Origin of the sequence: Streptomyces sp. NPDC056600 (assembly GCF_042792855.1) — a bacterium.
Lineage (GTDB): Bacteria > Actinomycetota > Actinomycetes > Streptomycetales > Streptomycetaceae > Streptomyces.
Genome location: NZ_JBHTVQ010000045.1, coordinates 23,904 through 38,088, shown reverse-complemented (window position 1 = coordinate 38,088; position 14,185 = coordinate 23,904). Strand labels below are relative to the sequence as shown.

General features: G+C 74.3%; 13 protein-coding genes. 7 read left to right on the top strand and 6 right to left on the bottom strand.

Going from position 1 to position 14,185, the window contains the following annotated elements; translation table 11 throughout:
- The first annotated feature begins 24 nt into the window (after positions 1-24).
- The 5 genes from ACFRAV_RS21845 to ACFRAV_RS21825 all read left to right on the top strand — a co-directional run bounded on the left by ACFRAV_RS21845 (position 25) and on the right by ACFRAV_RS21825 (position 4,744).
- Entirely contained in the window at positions 25-330 is a 306-nt protein-coding gene (locus ACFRAV_RS21845; protein WP_382557939.1) for a chorismate mutase, read from the top strand.
- A gap of 92 nt (positions 331-422) precedes the next feature.
- Positions 423-1,361, top strand: a complete 939-nt coding sequence (locus tag ACFRAV_RS21840; RefSeq protein ID WP_382557938.1) for a MerR family transcriptional regulator — start codon at positions 423-425, stop codon at positions 1,359-1,361.
- Between the two features lie 210 nt (positions 1,362-1,571).
- Positions 1,572-2,450, top strand: a complete 879-nt coding sequence (locus ACFRAV_RS21835; RefSeq protein ID WP_382557937.1) for a metal-dependent hydrolase — start codon at positions 1,572-1,574, stop codon at positions 2,448-2,450.
- Between the two features lie 82 nt (positions 2,451-2,532).
- Entirely contained in the window at positions 2,533-3,714 is a 1,182-nt protein-coding gene (locus ACFRAV_RS21830; RefSeq protein WP_382557936.1) for a PDR/VanB family oxidoreductase, read from the top strand.
- 130 nt (positions 3,715-3,844) lie between these two features.
- Positions 3,845-4,744 carry an alpha/beta fold hydrolase gene (locus ACFRAV_RS21825; RefSeq protein ID WP_382557935.1) on the top strand — a complete coding sequence of 300 codons (900 nt, stop codon included), beginning with the start codon at positions 3,845-3,847 and terminating at the stop codon, positions 4,742-4,744.
- A 24-nt stretch (positions 4,745-4,768) separates the two neighbouring features.
- Here ACFRAV_RS21825 and ACFRAV_RS21820 read toward each other — a convergent pair whose 3' ends face one another.
- On the bottom strand, positions 4,769-5,827 hold the full coding sequence (locus tag ACFRAV_RS21820) for an aminoglycoside phosphotransferase family protein (RefSeq protein WP_382557934.1): 1,059 nt from the start codon (positions 5,825-5,827) through the stop codon (positions 4,769-4,771).
- Between the two features lie 186 nt (positions 5,828-6,013).
- On the opposite strand from ACFRAV_RS21820, the gene ACFRAV_RS21815 reads away from it, so the two are divergent.
- Complete coding sequence (locus ACFRAV_RS21815; protein ID WP_382557933.1) at positions 6,014-7,381, top strand: M28 family metallopeptidase; 1,368 nt, start codon at positions 6,014-6,016, stop codon at positions 7,379-7,381.
- Positions 7,382-7,476: 95 nt separating this feature from the next.
- Here ACFRAV_RS21815 and efeU read toward each other — a convergent pair whose 3' ends face one another.
- The 5 genes from efeU to ACFRAV_RS21790 all read right to left on the bottom strand — a co-directional run bounded on the left by efeU (position 7,477) and on the right by ACFRAV_RS21790 (position 13,137).
- Entirely contained in the window at positions 7,477-8,343 is an 867-nt protein-coding gene (efeU, locus tag ACFRAV_RS21810) for an iron uptake transporter permease EfeU (protein ID WP_382557932.1), read from the bottom strand.
- Between the two features lie 61 nt (positions 8,344-8,404).
- Positions 8,405-9,643 (bottom strand): iron uptake transporter deferrochelatase/peroxidase subunit, encoded by a 1,239-nt coding sequence (gene efeB / locus ACFRAV_RS21805; protein ID WP_382557931.1) that lies wholly within the window; start codon positions 9,641-9,643, stop codon positions 8,405-8,407.
- Positions 9,644-9,689: 46 nt separating this feature from the next.
- The gene (gene efeO, locus ACFRAV_RS21800; protein WP_382557930.1) at positions 9,690-10,853 is read right to left on the bottom strand and encodes an iron uptake system protein EfeO; all 1,164 of its coding nucleotides are present in this window, start codon (positions 10,851-10,853) and stop codon (positions 9,690-9,692) included.
- 240 nt (positions 10,854-11,093) lie between these two features.
- Positions 11,094-11,531: a hypothetical protein gene (locus tag ACFRAV_RS21795; RefSeq protein WP_382557929.1), complete on the bottom strand. Its 438-nt coding sequence runs from the start codon at positions 11,529-11,531 to the stop codon at positions 11,094-11,096.
- A 148-nt stretch (positions 11,532-11,679) separates the two neighbouring features.
- Complete coding sequence (locus tag ACFRAV_RS21790) at positions 11,680-13,137, bottom strand: PLP-dependent aminotransferase family protein (RefSeq protein WP_382557928.1); 1,458 nt, start codon at positions 13,135-13,137, stop codon at positions 11,680-11,682.
- 73 nt (positions 13,138-13,210) lie between these two features.
- Here ACFRAV_RS21790 and ACFRAV_RS21785 point away from each other — a divergent pair, with 73 nt between their 5' ends.
- Entirely contained in the window at positions 13,211-14,032 is an 822-nt protein-coding gene (locus ACFRAV_RS21785; RefSeq protein WP_382557966.1) for a DMT family transporter, read from the top strand.
- The last annotated feature ends 153 nt before the right edge of the window (positions 14,033-14,185 follow it).

Genomic DNA, 14,185 nt, shown 5'->3' with positions numbered 1-14,185 from the left:
GGCGGGGGCTGGAAGCATGGGGCCATGCCGCAGCCCGGGACCCCCGCCTCACTGGACGAGATACGCGACCGCATCGACGCGCTCGACACCGAGTTGGTCGAACTGCTGGCGCGGCGCGAGGAACTGGTCCGTGCCGCGGCCCGCTTCAAGAAGGACGAGCAGGCGGTGCGGGCGCCCGACCGCGTCGAGCGCGTCGTCGCGGCCGCACGGACGGAGGCGGAGCGGGCAGGGCTCAGCCCGCAGGTCGCCGAGGCGGTCTGGCGGGCCATGATCGCCGCGTTCGTCGACCTGGAACTGACCGCCCACGGCCGGCTCCGGGCCCAGCCCTGACCGCCGGCCCGTGAGCCCGGTGCCGTGGAAGACAGCCCCTGCGGGCGCCGGAGCTTGAGTCTCCCGTGGGGGGAGACGCGAAGGTGGAGGACATGAACGGCCACACGCTCCACTCGATCGGCGAGCTGGCCCGGCGAACCGGCACCACGGTCAAGACCGTCCGGTTCTACTCCGACTGCGGGCTCGTACCGCCCACCGAGCGCAGCCCGGCCGGCTACCGCCTCTACGACCACCCTGCCGTCGCACGCCTGGACCTCGTCCTGACCCTGCGCGACCTGGGCCTGGACCTCGCCGCCATCCGGAAGGTCATGGACCGGGAACTCGCGCTGTCGGAGGTCGCCGCGACGCATGCCGAGGCGCTGGACGCGCAGATCCGCGTCCTGCGCCTGCGGCGCGCGGTGTTGACCGCTGTGGCGAGACGAGGGGCCACACCCGAGGAGACGCATCTGATGCACAGGCTCGCGACACTCACCGAAGCCCAGCGCCGACGGCTGATCGCCGACTTCCTCGACGCCGCCTTCGGCGGTGCGGGAATCGGTCCGGGCGTCGTGGGGATCAGGCGCTCGATGACCCCGGAGCTGCCGGACGACCCCGACGCGGAACAGCTCCAGGCGTGGGTCGAGCTGGCCGAACTGGCCGAGGACCCGGATTTCCGCGCCCATGTGCGACAGCTCGCGCGGGACGAGGTGGCGGGGCGCACCCCGGGCGCTCCCCCCAGCCGGCACGGTGATCTGGCCGCGATCGTGCGCGACCGGACCGCGCCGGCCGTGGCAGCCGGGATCCCGCCGGCCTCACGCCGCGCCGACCCGGTCGTCGCGGCCCTGACGACCGGCTGCGCGCACCTCTTCGGAGGCCGGGACGACAGCCGGTCCCGCGGGCGGCTCCTGACCCGGCTGGAAGGCATGAACGACCCGCGCAGGGAGCGGTACCTCTCGCTGCTCGCCGTGGTCAACGGCTGGCCGGGGCCGGAGAGCCTGCAGCCGGTGCTCGACTGGTCCGTCGACGCACTGCGGGCCCGGTTGCGGCGATGACGGGGCGGCGGCCACCCGGGCGGCATGGACGAGGCTGTCGCCGGAGCCGCCGCCCGGACGCGATGCCGCCGACGGGCCGGTCCCGGTCCGCTTCCGCCCCGGTCGGGGAGGTGAACTGCGAAGGCCGGTTCTATTGACAGGAATTCGACAACGCTTACCGTTGGTAACTCCGGAGATCGACCGGCGGGCCGCCCGCCCAGGAGCTGCCTCATGAAGAAGCGCGACGAGCACGACGACCTGGTGCTGACGCCCCGCGACGTCCGGTTCGACTGGGACGGCCTCCCGCTGCACTGGATCCCCGGCGAACCCTTCGCCACCCACGTGGTCAACGTGCTGCACATGCTGCTCCCCGAGGGCGAGCGCTGGTTCGTGAAGGTCTTCCGTCAGACGATGCCGCTGATCACCGACGAGGAACTGCGCTCCCGGGTCCTCGGCTTCACCGGGCAGGAGGCCGTGCACGCCGAGGCCCACCAGGGCGTGCTCGACCACCTGGCCGCCAAGAAGGTGCCCATCGGGCCCTACGTCGCCCAGATCGAGTACCTCTTCCGCAAGGTGCTCGGCGACCGGCCGGACCTCGCCCCCGATCAGGAGCGGCAGTACCTGATCGAACGGGTCGCGATCATCGCGGGCATCGAGCACTTCACCGCCTTCCTCGGCGACTGGATCCTCAACGCCGGGGCGCTGGACCGGGCGGGCGCCGACCCGGTCATGCTGGACCTGCTGCGCTGGCACGGCGCCGAGGAGGTCGAGCACCGGGCCGTCGCCTACGACCTGCTGCGCCACCTGGACCCCGGCTACCTGCGCCGGGTCCGCACGATGGCGGTCGCCACCACGGTGCTGGTGCACCTGTGGGTGCGCGGGGCCCGGTACCTGATGTCCGTCGACGCCGAACTCGCCCCCGGGACCAAGGCGCGCTGGCGGGACGTGCCGAGGACCGCACGCCGGGGACTGATGCCGAGCACGGCGAAGCTGTTCGTCTCCGTGGCGCGGTACTTCAGCCCCCGCTACCACCCCAGCCAGGAGGGCTCGACGCCGCAGGCCGTCGCGTACCTGGCCACCTCGCCCGCGGCCCGCGCCGCCGCCCACTGACACCCCTGCCCACGCCGCCGCCCACCGGCGCCGCCGCTCACCGACATCGCCGCCCACCGACATCGCCGCAGGAGAACGCAGCATGCCCACCCTGCCCCCGGGGACCCCGCCGCCCGGCCTGTACGGGAACGGCCGCCCGTCCCGGCTGATGGCCGGCCTGGAGCGGATCACGTCCTGGTACGTCCCGCTGGCCGGCCGCCGCGGCACGGACCGCCCGCGCCCTGCGCGGAGCGAGCGCCCCGGCGAACTGGAAGTCGTCGGGCGGGAGTTCGCCGCACCCGACGTCGTCGCGCTGCGGCTGGCCGCGCCGGACGGCGCCTCGTTGCCGCGGTGGCAGCCGGGGGCCCACATCGACCTGGACCTGCCCTCGGGACGCCGGCGACAGTACTCGCTGTGCGGCGACCCGGCCGACCCGTCCGCCTACCGGATCGCGGTCCGGCTGATCCCCGGCGGGCAGGGCGGTTCGGCCGAGGTGCACCGCGAGCTGACCGAAGGCGCCCGGGTCCGGGTCGCGGGGCCCCGCAACGCGTTCCCGTTCGCCCGCGAGCAGCGGGTCCTGCTCCTCGCGGGCGGCATCGGGATCACGCCCGTCCTGCCGATGGCCCACGAGGCGGCCCGCCGCGGACTCGATTGGACCCTGGTCCACACCGGCCGCAGCCGCGCCTCCCTGCCCTTCGCCGAGGAGACCGAGGCGCTGGCCCGCCGGCACCCCGGCCGGGTCGTGGTGCTGGCCGACGACGAGGACGGCCGCCCGGACGCCGCGGCGTTGCTCGCCCGCGCCCCCGAGGGCGCCGCCGTCTACTGCTGCGGGCCCGCGCCGATGCTCGACGCGGTGCGCCGGGCCTTCCCGGCAGGCGCCGCCGCCGGGCTGCACTTCGAACGCTTCACCGCCGCGCCGATCGTCGACGGCAGGCCCTTCACCCTGCTCCTGCGCGACGGCAGACGGCTCCCGGTGCCCGCCGACCGCAGCGCGCTCGACGTGCTGCGGTCGGCGGAGCCGGCCACCGCGTACTCCTGCCGTCAGGGGTTCTGCGGGGTCTGCAAGGTGCGGGTGCTGTCCGGCGCCGTCGACCACCGCGACCGCAGGCTCACCCCGGCCGAACGGGAGGCCGGCGACATGCTGGTCTGCGTCTCCCGCGCGGAGGAGGGAACCCTTCTCGCACTGGACGCGCCGGCCCCCGGCGTCGTCCCCGCTCCCGCCGTCCCCTCTGCCGCTGCCACCGCTCCCGCTGTCACCGACGAAGGCGAGACCCCGCTGCCATGAGCACAGTCACCGCACGGCCCCTCCCGGCGCCGCCCGCGTTCCCGGTGTTCCCCGCGTTCCCTGTGTTCCCCGTCGACGAGCCGGCCGCGGCGCGCCGAGGCCGGAGCGCGTACCCCTCGGCGGTGGCCCGGTGAGCGCCGCCGCCGCCGACGTGCGCCGCAGCCGGGTCGCCTCCGGCGACGTCTCCCTGGCCGTGTACGAGCAGGGGGACCCGGCCGCGCCGACCGTGCTGCTCGTCCACGGATACCCGGACACCCACCGCGTCTGGGACGAGGTGGCCGAGGTGCTCGCCGCCGACCACCACGTGGTCCGCTACGACGTGCGCGGCGCGGGCGACTCCGGGGTCCCGGCGGACCGGGCCGGATACCGCCTGGAACTCCTCGCCCAGGACCTGTTCGCGGTCGCCGACGCCACCAGCCCCGGGCGGCCCGTGCACGTCGTCGCCCACGACTGGGGGTCCATCCAGTCCTGGGAGGCGGTGACGGACCCGCAGGCCCCGGCGCGCATCGCCTCGTACACCACCATGTCGGGCCCCTGCCTGGACCACATGGGGTTCTGGCTGCGCCGCAGGGTGCGCCGGCCGACCGCGCGTCACCTGAGGCAGCTGGTCGTGCAGGGGGTGTCCTCCTGGTACATCTACCTGTTCCACGTGCCCGTGCTGGCGCCCGCCGCCTGGAAGTTCGGGCTGGCCCGCCGGTGGGGCACGGTGCTGCGGGTGTTCCAGGGGGTCAGCCCCCGCCCCGGTCACCCGGCCGCCACGATCGCCTCCGACGCGGTGCGGGGCATCGAGCTGTACCGGGCCAACATGCGGCAGCGGCTGCGCAGGCCCCGCCGGCGCCCCACCGAGGTGCCGGTCCAGCTCGTCACCCTCACCAAGGACGCCTTCGTCAGCTCCGCGCTGAGCGAAGGGCTGGAGGAGTGGGTCCCGCACCTCGAACGCCGGGAGCTGCCCGCCACCCACTGGTCCGCCCTGCTGAACCAGGCGCCCGAACTGGCCGATCTCGTGCGGAAGTTCGCCGCCGGCAAGTAGCCCGGTCGGCCCGCCGCCCGTGGCCTAGTACCAGGGGCGGGTGTCGTGCGCCGGCAGGGGGCGCAGCCCCGGCCAGCGTGCCAGCAGTCGGCCGGCCAGGGCCGTGCAGAGGCGGCCCAGGGCGTGCAGGTGGTCGTGGTCGCGGGTCAGGCCCGCGACCACGACCAGACGGTGGACGAGCCGCTCACGGGCCGAGATGTAGCCCCACGCGAAGTCCTCGACGGGCACCCGCGCGAGCTGGTCGGCCGTCCCCCGGTGGGCCCGCTCGACCAGCGCGTCGCCCTGGATCAGCCAGCCCGCGCACGCGTCGGCGAGGTCGCCCGGCACGTCCCTGCCGGTGAGGCCGCGCCAGGTGGCGCGGTAGACGTCCTCGACCTCCGTCAGCGGGGCCGCGGCGACCGACATCGCGCACCAGCAGGTCGGGAAACCGATGCGGAAGTAGGCGAGTTCGACCAGGCCGTTGCCGAGCGAGGCCCGTTCGAAGTCGACGAAGCGGACGCCCTCGGCGGTGCGCAGGTCGTTGCCGGGGCAGGGATCGCCGTGCAGCAGCGCGTGGTGCGCGGTGGGCTCCAGCCGCTCCAGCAGGCCGGCGAGTTCGCCGGGGACCCCGGACGGCACGGGCACGTCCAGCGCCCGGGCCAGGGCGAGGAAGGACTCCGCGTCGGCCGCCGTGGGGCCCCGCCAGGGCGGCAGCGCGCCCACGTCGGCGGGCCCGGTCAGGGCGTGCAGCCGCGCGAGCGCCTCGGCGTACCCCGGCATCCAGTCGTCCGTCCTGCCGAGGTCGTCGACGTGCTCCAGGACCATCAGCCGCGAGGACGGGTCCACGGCGAGCACCGCGGGGGCCACGGCGGGCCCGGCGGCGCGCCCGGCCAGGCGCAGGCCGGCGGCCTCCCGCGCGAAGCGGGTGTCCGCGTCGGCGCCCGGGTCCCCGCCGTCGGTGATCTGCTTGACGACCACCGTCCGCGGGCCGGCCAGCCGCACCCGCCACACCCGTGACCGCGGACTGCTGTCCAGGAGCTTCACCGCGCGGGGAGCGCCCACGGTGGACAGCAGCGCCTCGTCGAAGGGAACGCGCTTCGTCATGCGACGAGCGTAGCCCCGGCTCCCCGCCCGCGGGGGCGCGTGGCCGGGGAGCGACGGGACCCGTCCGGAAGCGGTATTGACGGGACACTGACAACTCGGTGAGCATCGGGGCCGCACAGGGCCCACCCGGCCCTGACCCCCCGTCCGGACACCCTCCGGATCCCTCGACGAGAAAGAGCGGCCCTCATGACGAGCTACCAGGCCGGCCCGCCCCGATCGTTCCGCAGACGCACCGCGACCGTCGCCGCCGTGGCGGTGGGAGCGCTGCTCGCCGTCACCCCCTCCTCGTACGGCAGCACGGCGGGCGCCTCCGCGGCCTCCGCCCCGAGCACGGCCACGCAGGCGGGCGCCCTTGCCGCGCCGGACATCCCGCTGGCGAACGTCAAGGCGCACCTGACCCAGTTCCAGTCGATCGCCACCGCCAACGGCGGCAACCGCGCCCACGGCCGCACCGGCTACAAGGCCTCCGTCGACTACGTGAAGGCCAAGCTGGACGCCGCCGGGTTCACCACCACCGTCCAGCAGTTCACGTCCTCCGGCGCCACCGGGTACAACCTGATCGCCGACTGGCCCGGCGGCGACACCAGCCAGGTCCTGATGGCCGGGGCGCACCTCGACTCGGTCTCCAGCGGCGCGGGCATCAACGACAACGGGTCCGGCTCCGCGGGCGTGCTGGAGACCGCGCTCGCCGTGTCGCGGGCCCAGCTCCAGCCGACCAAGCACCTGCGGTTCGCCTGGTGGGGCGCGGAGGAGCTCGGCATGGTGGGCTCCAAGTACTACGTCAACAGCCTGACGAGCACCGACCGTTCGCGCATCACCGGGTACCTCAACCTGGACATGATCGCCTCCCCGAACCCGGGTTACTTCGTCTACGACGACGACGCGACGCTGGAGAAGGTCTTCAAGGACTGGTACGCGGGCATCGGCGTCCCCACGGAGATCGAGACCGAGGGCGACGGCCGCTCCGACCACGCCCCGTTCAAGTCCGCGGGGATACCCGTCGGCGGCCTCTTCACCGGCGCCAGCAGCGTGAAGACCTCCGCGCAGGCCACCAAGTGGGGCGGGACGGCAGGCCAGGCCTTCGACCGCTGCTACCACTCGTCCTGCGACAGCACCACGAACATCAACGACACCGCCCTGGACCGCAACACCGACGCCCTCGCGAACGCCGTCTGGACCCTGGGCACGCAGGCCCCGCCGGCGCCCGGCACCACCTTCGAGAACACCACGGACGTCGCCATCCCGGACGGCGGCGCCGCGGTCACCTCGACCATCGCCGTCACCGGCCGCACCGGCAACGCGCCCTCGACGCTGAAGGTGGGCGTCGACATCAAGCACACCTGGCGCGGCGACCTGGTCGTCGACCTGCTCGCCCCGGACGGCACGGCCTACCGGCTGAAGAGCTCCAGCGGCTCCGACTCCGCGGACAACGTGATCGCCACCTACACCGTGAACGCCTCCACCGAGACGGCCGACGGCAGCTGGCGCCTGCGGGTCCAGGACGTCGCCTCCCAGGACACCGGTTACATCGACAGCTGGAAGCTGACCTTCTGAGCCGGTGGTCCCGCGCCCCTGCCCCGGGTGCCTGGACAGACGAACGGCCCCGTCCGCGTGCAGCGGGCGGGGCCGTTCGGCGTGCGCGGTGCGGGTCAGCCGCGGTCGGCCGTGGTGGACCCGGTGGCCGCCGGCGCCTCGGTGGCGGCCGCCGCGGCGGGGCGGCGGCGCTCGGGGGCGAGGAAGAGGGCCATCGCGGGGACCAGGTAGAGCAGCCAGACGACGAGCTGAAGGACGGTCGGGTCGGGCTGGAAGTTGAAGATGCCCTTGAGGAGGGTGCCGTACCAGGACTCGGGCGGGATCGTCGCGCTGATGTCGAAGGCGCGGTCGCCCAGGCCCGGCAGGAAGTCGGCCTCCTGGAGGTCGTGGACGCCGTAGGCGAGGACGCCCGCCGCCACCACGACCAGCATGGCGCCGGTCCAGCGGAAGAACTTCGAGAGGTTGATCCGCAGCGTGCCCTTGTAGAACAGCCAGCCCAGCGCCACCGCGGTGGCCAGGCCCAGCAGGGCGCCCACCAGCGGGCGGGCGCCGTCGCCGCTGGCCTGGACGGCGGTCCAGATGAACAGGGAGGTCTCCAGCCCCTCCCGGCCGACGGCGAGGAAGGAGGTGACCACCAGCGCGCCGGTGCCCAGGGCGAGCGCGGCGTCCAGCTTGCCGTGCAGCTCGCGGGCCAGGTGACGGGCGGTGCGCCGCATCCAGAAGACCATCCAGGTGACCAGGCCGACGGCCACGATGGACAGGGTGCCGCCGAGGGCCTCCTGCGCCTGGAAGGTGAGCGTGGAGGAGCCGAACTGGAGCGCCGCGCCGAAGGCGAGGGACAGCGCCACGGCGACGCCGACGCCCGCCCAGACCGGCCCGAGCCGGTCCCGGTTGCCGGTCTTGACCAGGTAGGCGATCAGGATGCAGACGACGAGGCTCGCCTCCAGCCCCTCACGCAGGCCGATCAGGTAGTTGGCGAACACGCCGGTTCCTTTCTTCCGAGCGGTGACGAACAGGGGACGGGCGGCGGGGCCGTGCGGCGCGTCAGGTGAACAGCGCCCGGCCCCACCAGTCGTCCTCGCCGCGGACGCCCGGGGGAACGGCGAACAGTGCCGAACCCACGTGCTGGATGTACTCGTTGAGCGCGTCGGAACGCGCCAGGGCGGTCTGGACGGGGACGAACCCGGTCCGCGGGTCGCTCTGGTAGGCCAGGAAGAACAGGCCCGCGTCCAGGCGGCCGAGGCCGTCGGTGCCGTCGGTGAAGGAGTAGCCGCGCCGCAGCATCGCCGCGCCGCCGTTGGAGTCCGGGTGCGCGAGGCGCACGTGGGAGTCCGGTTTCATCGCCTTCAGGAACGGCTCGTCGTGCTCCTTGCTCTTGCCGACGGCCGCACCCCGCTGCTTGTCGCGGCCGAAGACGTCCTCCTGCTCCTGCAGGGAGGTGCGGTCCCAGGTCTCGACGTTCATGCGGATCCGGCGGGCCACCAGGTAGGAGCCGCCCTCCATCCAGCCGGCGCCCTTCCCGCCCGCCCAGACGTGCTTGTCGAGGGAGGCGGTGTCGGTGCCGGCGATGTTGCGGGTGCCGTCCTTGAAGCCGAACAGGTTGCGCGGGGTGTGCGCCTCGGGCGTGGTGGAGGACGTCTTGCCGAAGCCCAGCTGGGACCAGCGGATCGCGACCGTGCCGAAGCCGATCCGGGTCAGGTTGCGGATGGCGTGCACCGCGACCTGCGGGTCGTCGGCACAGGCCTGCACGCACAGGTCGCCGCCGCCGCGGGCCGGATCCAGGTTGTCGCCGGGGAACTTCGGCAGGTCGGCCAGCGCGTCGGGGCGCCGGCCGGCCAGGCCGAAGCGGTCGTCGAAGAGGGACGGGCCGAAACCGACGGTCAGGGTCAGCCGGGACGCCGGCAGGCCGAGGGCCTCACCGGTGTCGTCCGGCGGGGCCTCCGGTATGCCGCCGTAGGCGCCCTCGCCCACCGTGCGGCCGGCCGTCATCCGCTCGGCCGCCCGCGTCCACCCCTTCAGCATCCGTACCAGTTCGGCGCGGTCCTTCGTCTTCACGTCGAAGGCGGCGAAGTGCAGCCGGTCCTGGACGGGCGTGGCGATGCCCGCCTGGTGCCGGCCGTGGAAGGGGACGACGCCGTCGGGGGCGGACCGCTCGTCCTCCCCGGCGCCGGCGACGGCCACGGTGCCTCCCACCGCGGCGGCGCCGAGCGCGAGCCCGGCGCCGCCCCAGCCGAGCAGCGCGCGACGCGAGGGCGCTGTGTCGCCGTGCGGCTTCTCGGACATGTCTTGCTTCTCCCTGACGGTCGTGCGGGCGGGGTGCGCCGGCCGGCTACTTGGCGACGGCGGCGGACAGCTTGGACAGCGGCTCGGCGAGGGCGTTCACGCCGTCGGAGAGCTCCTTGCGGTCCGCCTTGCCGACCTTGTCGTAGGAGACGTAGGTGTAGGAGTCCTGCTCCTCGCCCTTGTCCGTGCGGTACCCGTCCAGCAGCTCGGTCAGCGCGGCGAACCGCTCGTCGAGCGTCCTGACCAGTTCCGGGTCGTTCTTCTCGGCGACGGGCTTGAGCAGTTCGTAGGACTTCGACGCGCCCTCGAGGTTGGCCTTGAAGTCGACCAGGTCGGTGTGGGAGTAACGCTCCTCCTCACCGGTGACCTTGCCGGTGGCGACCTCGTCGAGGAGTTCCTTGGCGCCGTTGGCCATGGAGGTCGGGGTGATCTCGGCCTCGCCGACGCGCTGGACCCAGTCCTCGAGGTCCTTCATCAGCTGGTCGGCGAGCTCCTTCTCGCGGTCGCCGATCTTCCCCTCGTCCCAGAGGGCCTTCTCCAGGCGGTGCCAGCCGGTCCAGTCCTTCGCCGGGTCCTGGCCCTCCTCGAGGCCGTCCTCACGGACGTCGACCTTGGGGTCGATGTCGCCGAAGGACTCCGCGACGGGCTCGGTGCGCTCCCAGCCGATGCGGGACGGGGCGTAGAGCTCCTTGGCCTTCTCGACGTCGCCGGCCTTGACGGCGTCGGCGAACGCCTGGGCCCGGGGCAGCGTCTGCTCGGCCTGGGCCAGCACGTAGGAGCGGAAGGAGGCGACCGCGGCGTCCGCCTCGGCGCTGCGGGCGGGGGCCTTGTCGCCGCCGGTGGCCCGGACCTTCTGACGGATGCCGTCGCCCTTCATGCCGGGCTTGCAGGCGATCTCGTAGTCGCCGGCCTTCACCTCGGCCACCAGGGACGCCTTGGTGCCGGGGCCTATGTTCTCGCGCTCGGCCACGATCCGGTCGTCGGGGAAGAGGAGGTACACCTCGGTGACCTTGGACCCCTTGTTCTCCACGCTCAGCGTGACATGGCCGGCGGGGAAGTCCTTCGCGGACACCTCGCAGGCCGAGTCGGAGGCCGTCACCTGAAGGGCCTCGTCCTCGCTCGCGGCCTTCTGGGTGCAGCCCGACAGGGCCACGACGGCTGCCAGCGCGGTGCCGGCGCCGAGAAGAAGGGGGCGAGTACTGGCGGACATGGTTCCTCGATTCACGCGGGTGGGCCTGATGGCGCGGGCGTGGGAGTCCGGCCGCAGCGGAGTCTAGGCACCTGGCGGCGGGTAAGGAAAGGCTGCCCTTATCAGGATTTGGTCAAGCTTACGCGGGCCCGACCCGCGGCTTTCCTCGAGGAGGTGCGTCGGCGGTCACCGGAACGCGCGAAGGCGCCCCGGGCGGACGGACCGCACGGGGCGCCTGCTGGGTCGCCGGGGCGAGCGGCGTCAGACCGCCGCGGCGGCCCGGTTCTCCTTGCGGTCGCGCAGGCGGCCGCGGAGCATGAAGGCGCCGATGACGAAGATGATCACGCCGGTGCCGCCGGGGATCGCCCACTTCTTCGGGTCGTCGGCCACGACGGTGGTGGCGTCCGCGTCCTCCGCCTTGGCCGCCACCGGGGCGGTGGGCTCGGAGTCGAAGGTGGTGTCCATCTCGGCAGACTCGAGGGTGAACGACGTGTCGTCGGCCACGAACGACCCGGTGCAGGACCAATTGACGCCGCCGCGGCGGGTCTTCTCGCTCTCGCAGTGCTGGGCCGTGAACTGACCGGGCGTGCCGGTGAGCTGCGTGTCCATACGGATGATGCTGAAGCCGATCAGACAGACGCCGCCGACCAGGCCGACGATCATGATCAGGAACTGCCGGAGCGCGAAGAGGCGTTCCACGGGACCCCCCCTGGGGTTGGTGCACGGGTGTGACGGTTGGGGCGCCCGTCCCCCACCGGGGACGGGCCGCAGGGCAGCGTAGGTGATCACCCTTGTTGGCGTGCAGTCATTTTTGATCACGTCTCCGTTGCGGTCCGGTGCGCCGGCCTCAGGGGGCGGCCGGGCTCCCGAGCGCCTGAGCCAGCCGCTGGGCGCCGTCCTCCAGCTGGGCGGCGCCGGGCGTGCCGACGTAGCTGAGGCGCAGGTGGGCCGCGGACGGCCCGGCGGGGAAGTACGGGGCGCCGGGGGTGACGGCCACGCCCAGGCGCAAGGCGGCGGCGGTGACGTCCCGCTCGTCGAGGCCGCCGGGCAGGCGCAGCCACAGGTGGTAGCCGCCGTGCGGCGGGCGCGCGGGCAGCAGGCCGGGCAGTACGGAGGCCAGGGCGGTCAGCAGGGTGGCGCGGCGGTCGCGCAGGGCCGCGGCGAGCGTCCGCAGGTGACGTGACCAGGCGGGGGAGCAGACCAGTTCGAGGGCGGTCTCCTGCAACGGGCGCGGTACGAAGAGGCTGTCGACCGCGTGCACCGCGCGCAGCCGCTCCAGCGCCGGGCCTCGCGCGGTGAGGGCGCCCACCCGCAGGCTCGGCGCCGACGCCTTGGTGAGCGAGCGGATGTGCACGACCACCCCGTCCGGGTCGTCGGCGGCCAGCGGCCGCGGCGGCGCCGGGGCGTCCGCGTGGACCAGGCGGCGGGCGAAGTCGTCCTCCACCACGAAGGCGCCCGCCCGGCGGGCGACGCCCAGTACCTCCTCCCGGCGCGCGGGGGAGAGCACCGCGCCGGTGGGGTTCTGGAAGAGGGGCTGACAGACCAGCAGGCGGGCCCGGGTGGCGGCGAAGGCCTCGGCCAGCAGGTCGGTCCGGACGCCGTCCCCGTCCACCGGGACCGGCACCGGGCGCAGTCCGGCGGCCCGGGCCACGGCGAGCGTGCCCGGATAGGTGGGGGACTCCACCAGCACCGGCGACCCCGGGGCGGCCAGGGCGCGCAACGCGGTGGTCAGCGCGCTCTGCCCGCCGGCGGTGATCAGCACGTCGCCGGCGGTCAGCGCTCCGCCGGGGCCGCCGATGTCGCGGGCGAACCACTCCCGCAGTTCCGGCAGCCCCTCCACCGGAGGGCGCGACCAGGTGCCCGGGCGCCGACCGGCCCGGGCGAGGGCGGCCGCGAGGGCGCGCTCGGGCTGCAGCGAGGCGTGCGGGTAGCCGCCGCTGAGGTCGACCACCTCGGGCGGCGGCACGGAGAGGGTGGTCAGGATGCCGGAGGCGTCCGCGGCGCGCGCCCCCACGTCCAGCGCGGCGTGCGGAGGGTCGGCGCTCAGCGCGACCTCCTGCCAGGACAGGTCGCCGGAGGCCGCGGCCCGGGGCGGGGCGGCGGCGCGGAAGACGCCGGCGCCCGGCCGGGTCACGACCAGCCCCTCGTCGGCCAGCACGGCGACCGCCCGGGAGACCGTCACCGGACTCACCTGGTGGCGGTCGGTCAGCTCCCGGCTGGACGGCAGCTTGTGCCCCAAAGGGCAGTGCTCCAGCTCCCTGCGCAGGATCGCGGCCAGCCGGTCCACACTGCTACCGTCATTCATGACAGCACACGATAGCGCTACCGTCGCGACCGCACCGGACTTCCGCAGCGGTACTCTCCCCGCCGCCCTCGGCGTGGTCTCCTTCTCGCTGAGCTTCCCGGCCACCGTGTGGGCGCTGGACGGCTTCGGCCCCTGGACCGCCACCGGCGTCCGCGGCCTGCTCGCCGGTCTGCTCGCCGCCCTCTGCCTGCGCCTGGCCCGGGTGCCGGTGCCCGCCCGCGAGCACTGGCCCGCCCTGCTCACCGTGGCCGGCGGCTGCGTCGTCGGCTTCCCCCTGCTGACCACGCTGGCGCTGCGGGTGTCCACCACCGCCCACTCCGCCGTGGTCGTCGGCCTGCTGCCGCTGGCCACCGCCGTGTTCTCCTCCGCGCTGACCGGCAGACGGCCCTCCCGCGCGTTCTGGGCGGCGGCCGGGACGGGGGCGCTCGCCGTGCTGGTCTTCACGCTCCACCACAGCGGCGGCCTGCCGGCCCTGGGGGACCTCTACCTGTTCGCCGCCCTGCTGGTCTGCGCCGCCGGGTACGCGCAGGGCGGACGGCTGGCCGCGCACATGCCCGGCTGGCAGGTCATCGGCTGGGGCGTGGTCGCCGCGCTGCCCGTCTCGGCGCTGGTCACCGCGCTCGCCCTGCCGGTCGAGCCGGTGCACCCGAGCGGCCGGGCGCTGGCCGGGATGGCGTACGTCGCCGCCGTCTCGCAGTTCGGCGGCTTCGTGGTCTGGTACCGGGGGATGGCCGTCGTCGGGGTGCCGCGCGCCAGCCAGCTCCAGCTCGCCCAGCCGCTGCTGACGATCGGCTGGGCGGTCCTGCTGATGGGGGAGCGCCTCTCGCCCCTCGCCCCGCTGACCGCCCTGGTGGTGCTGGCCTGCATCGCGGTGACGCAGCGGGCCCGGACCTGACCTCACCTGAAGTACCGCTCCGGCGTGCGTTGTTCGAGCGGACGTCACCGTCCGGCTCGTGTGATGATGTCGCGCCCCGAACTGGAGTACGGCTCGCCAGGAGCCGTCGGAGGAGGACATCCGTCCCATGAGTGCTCCAGCCGCCGAGCGGAT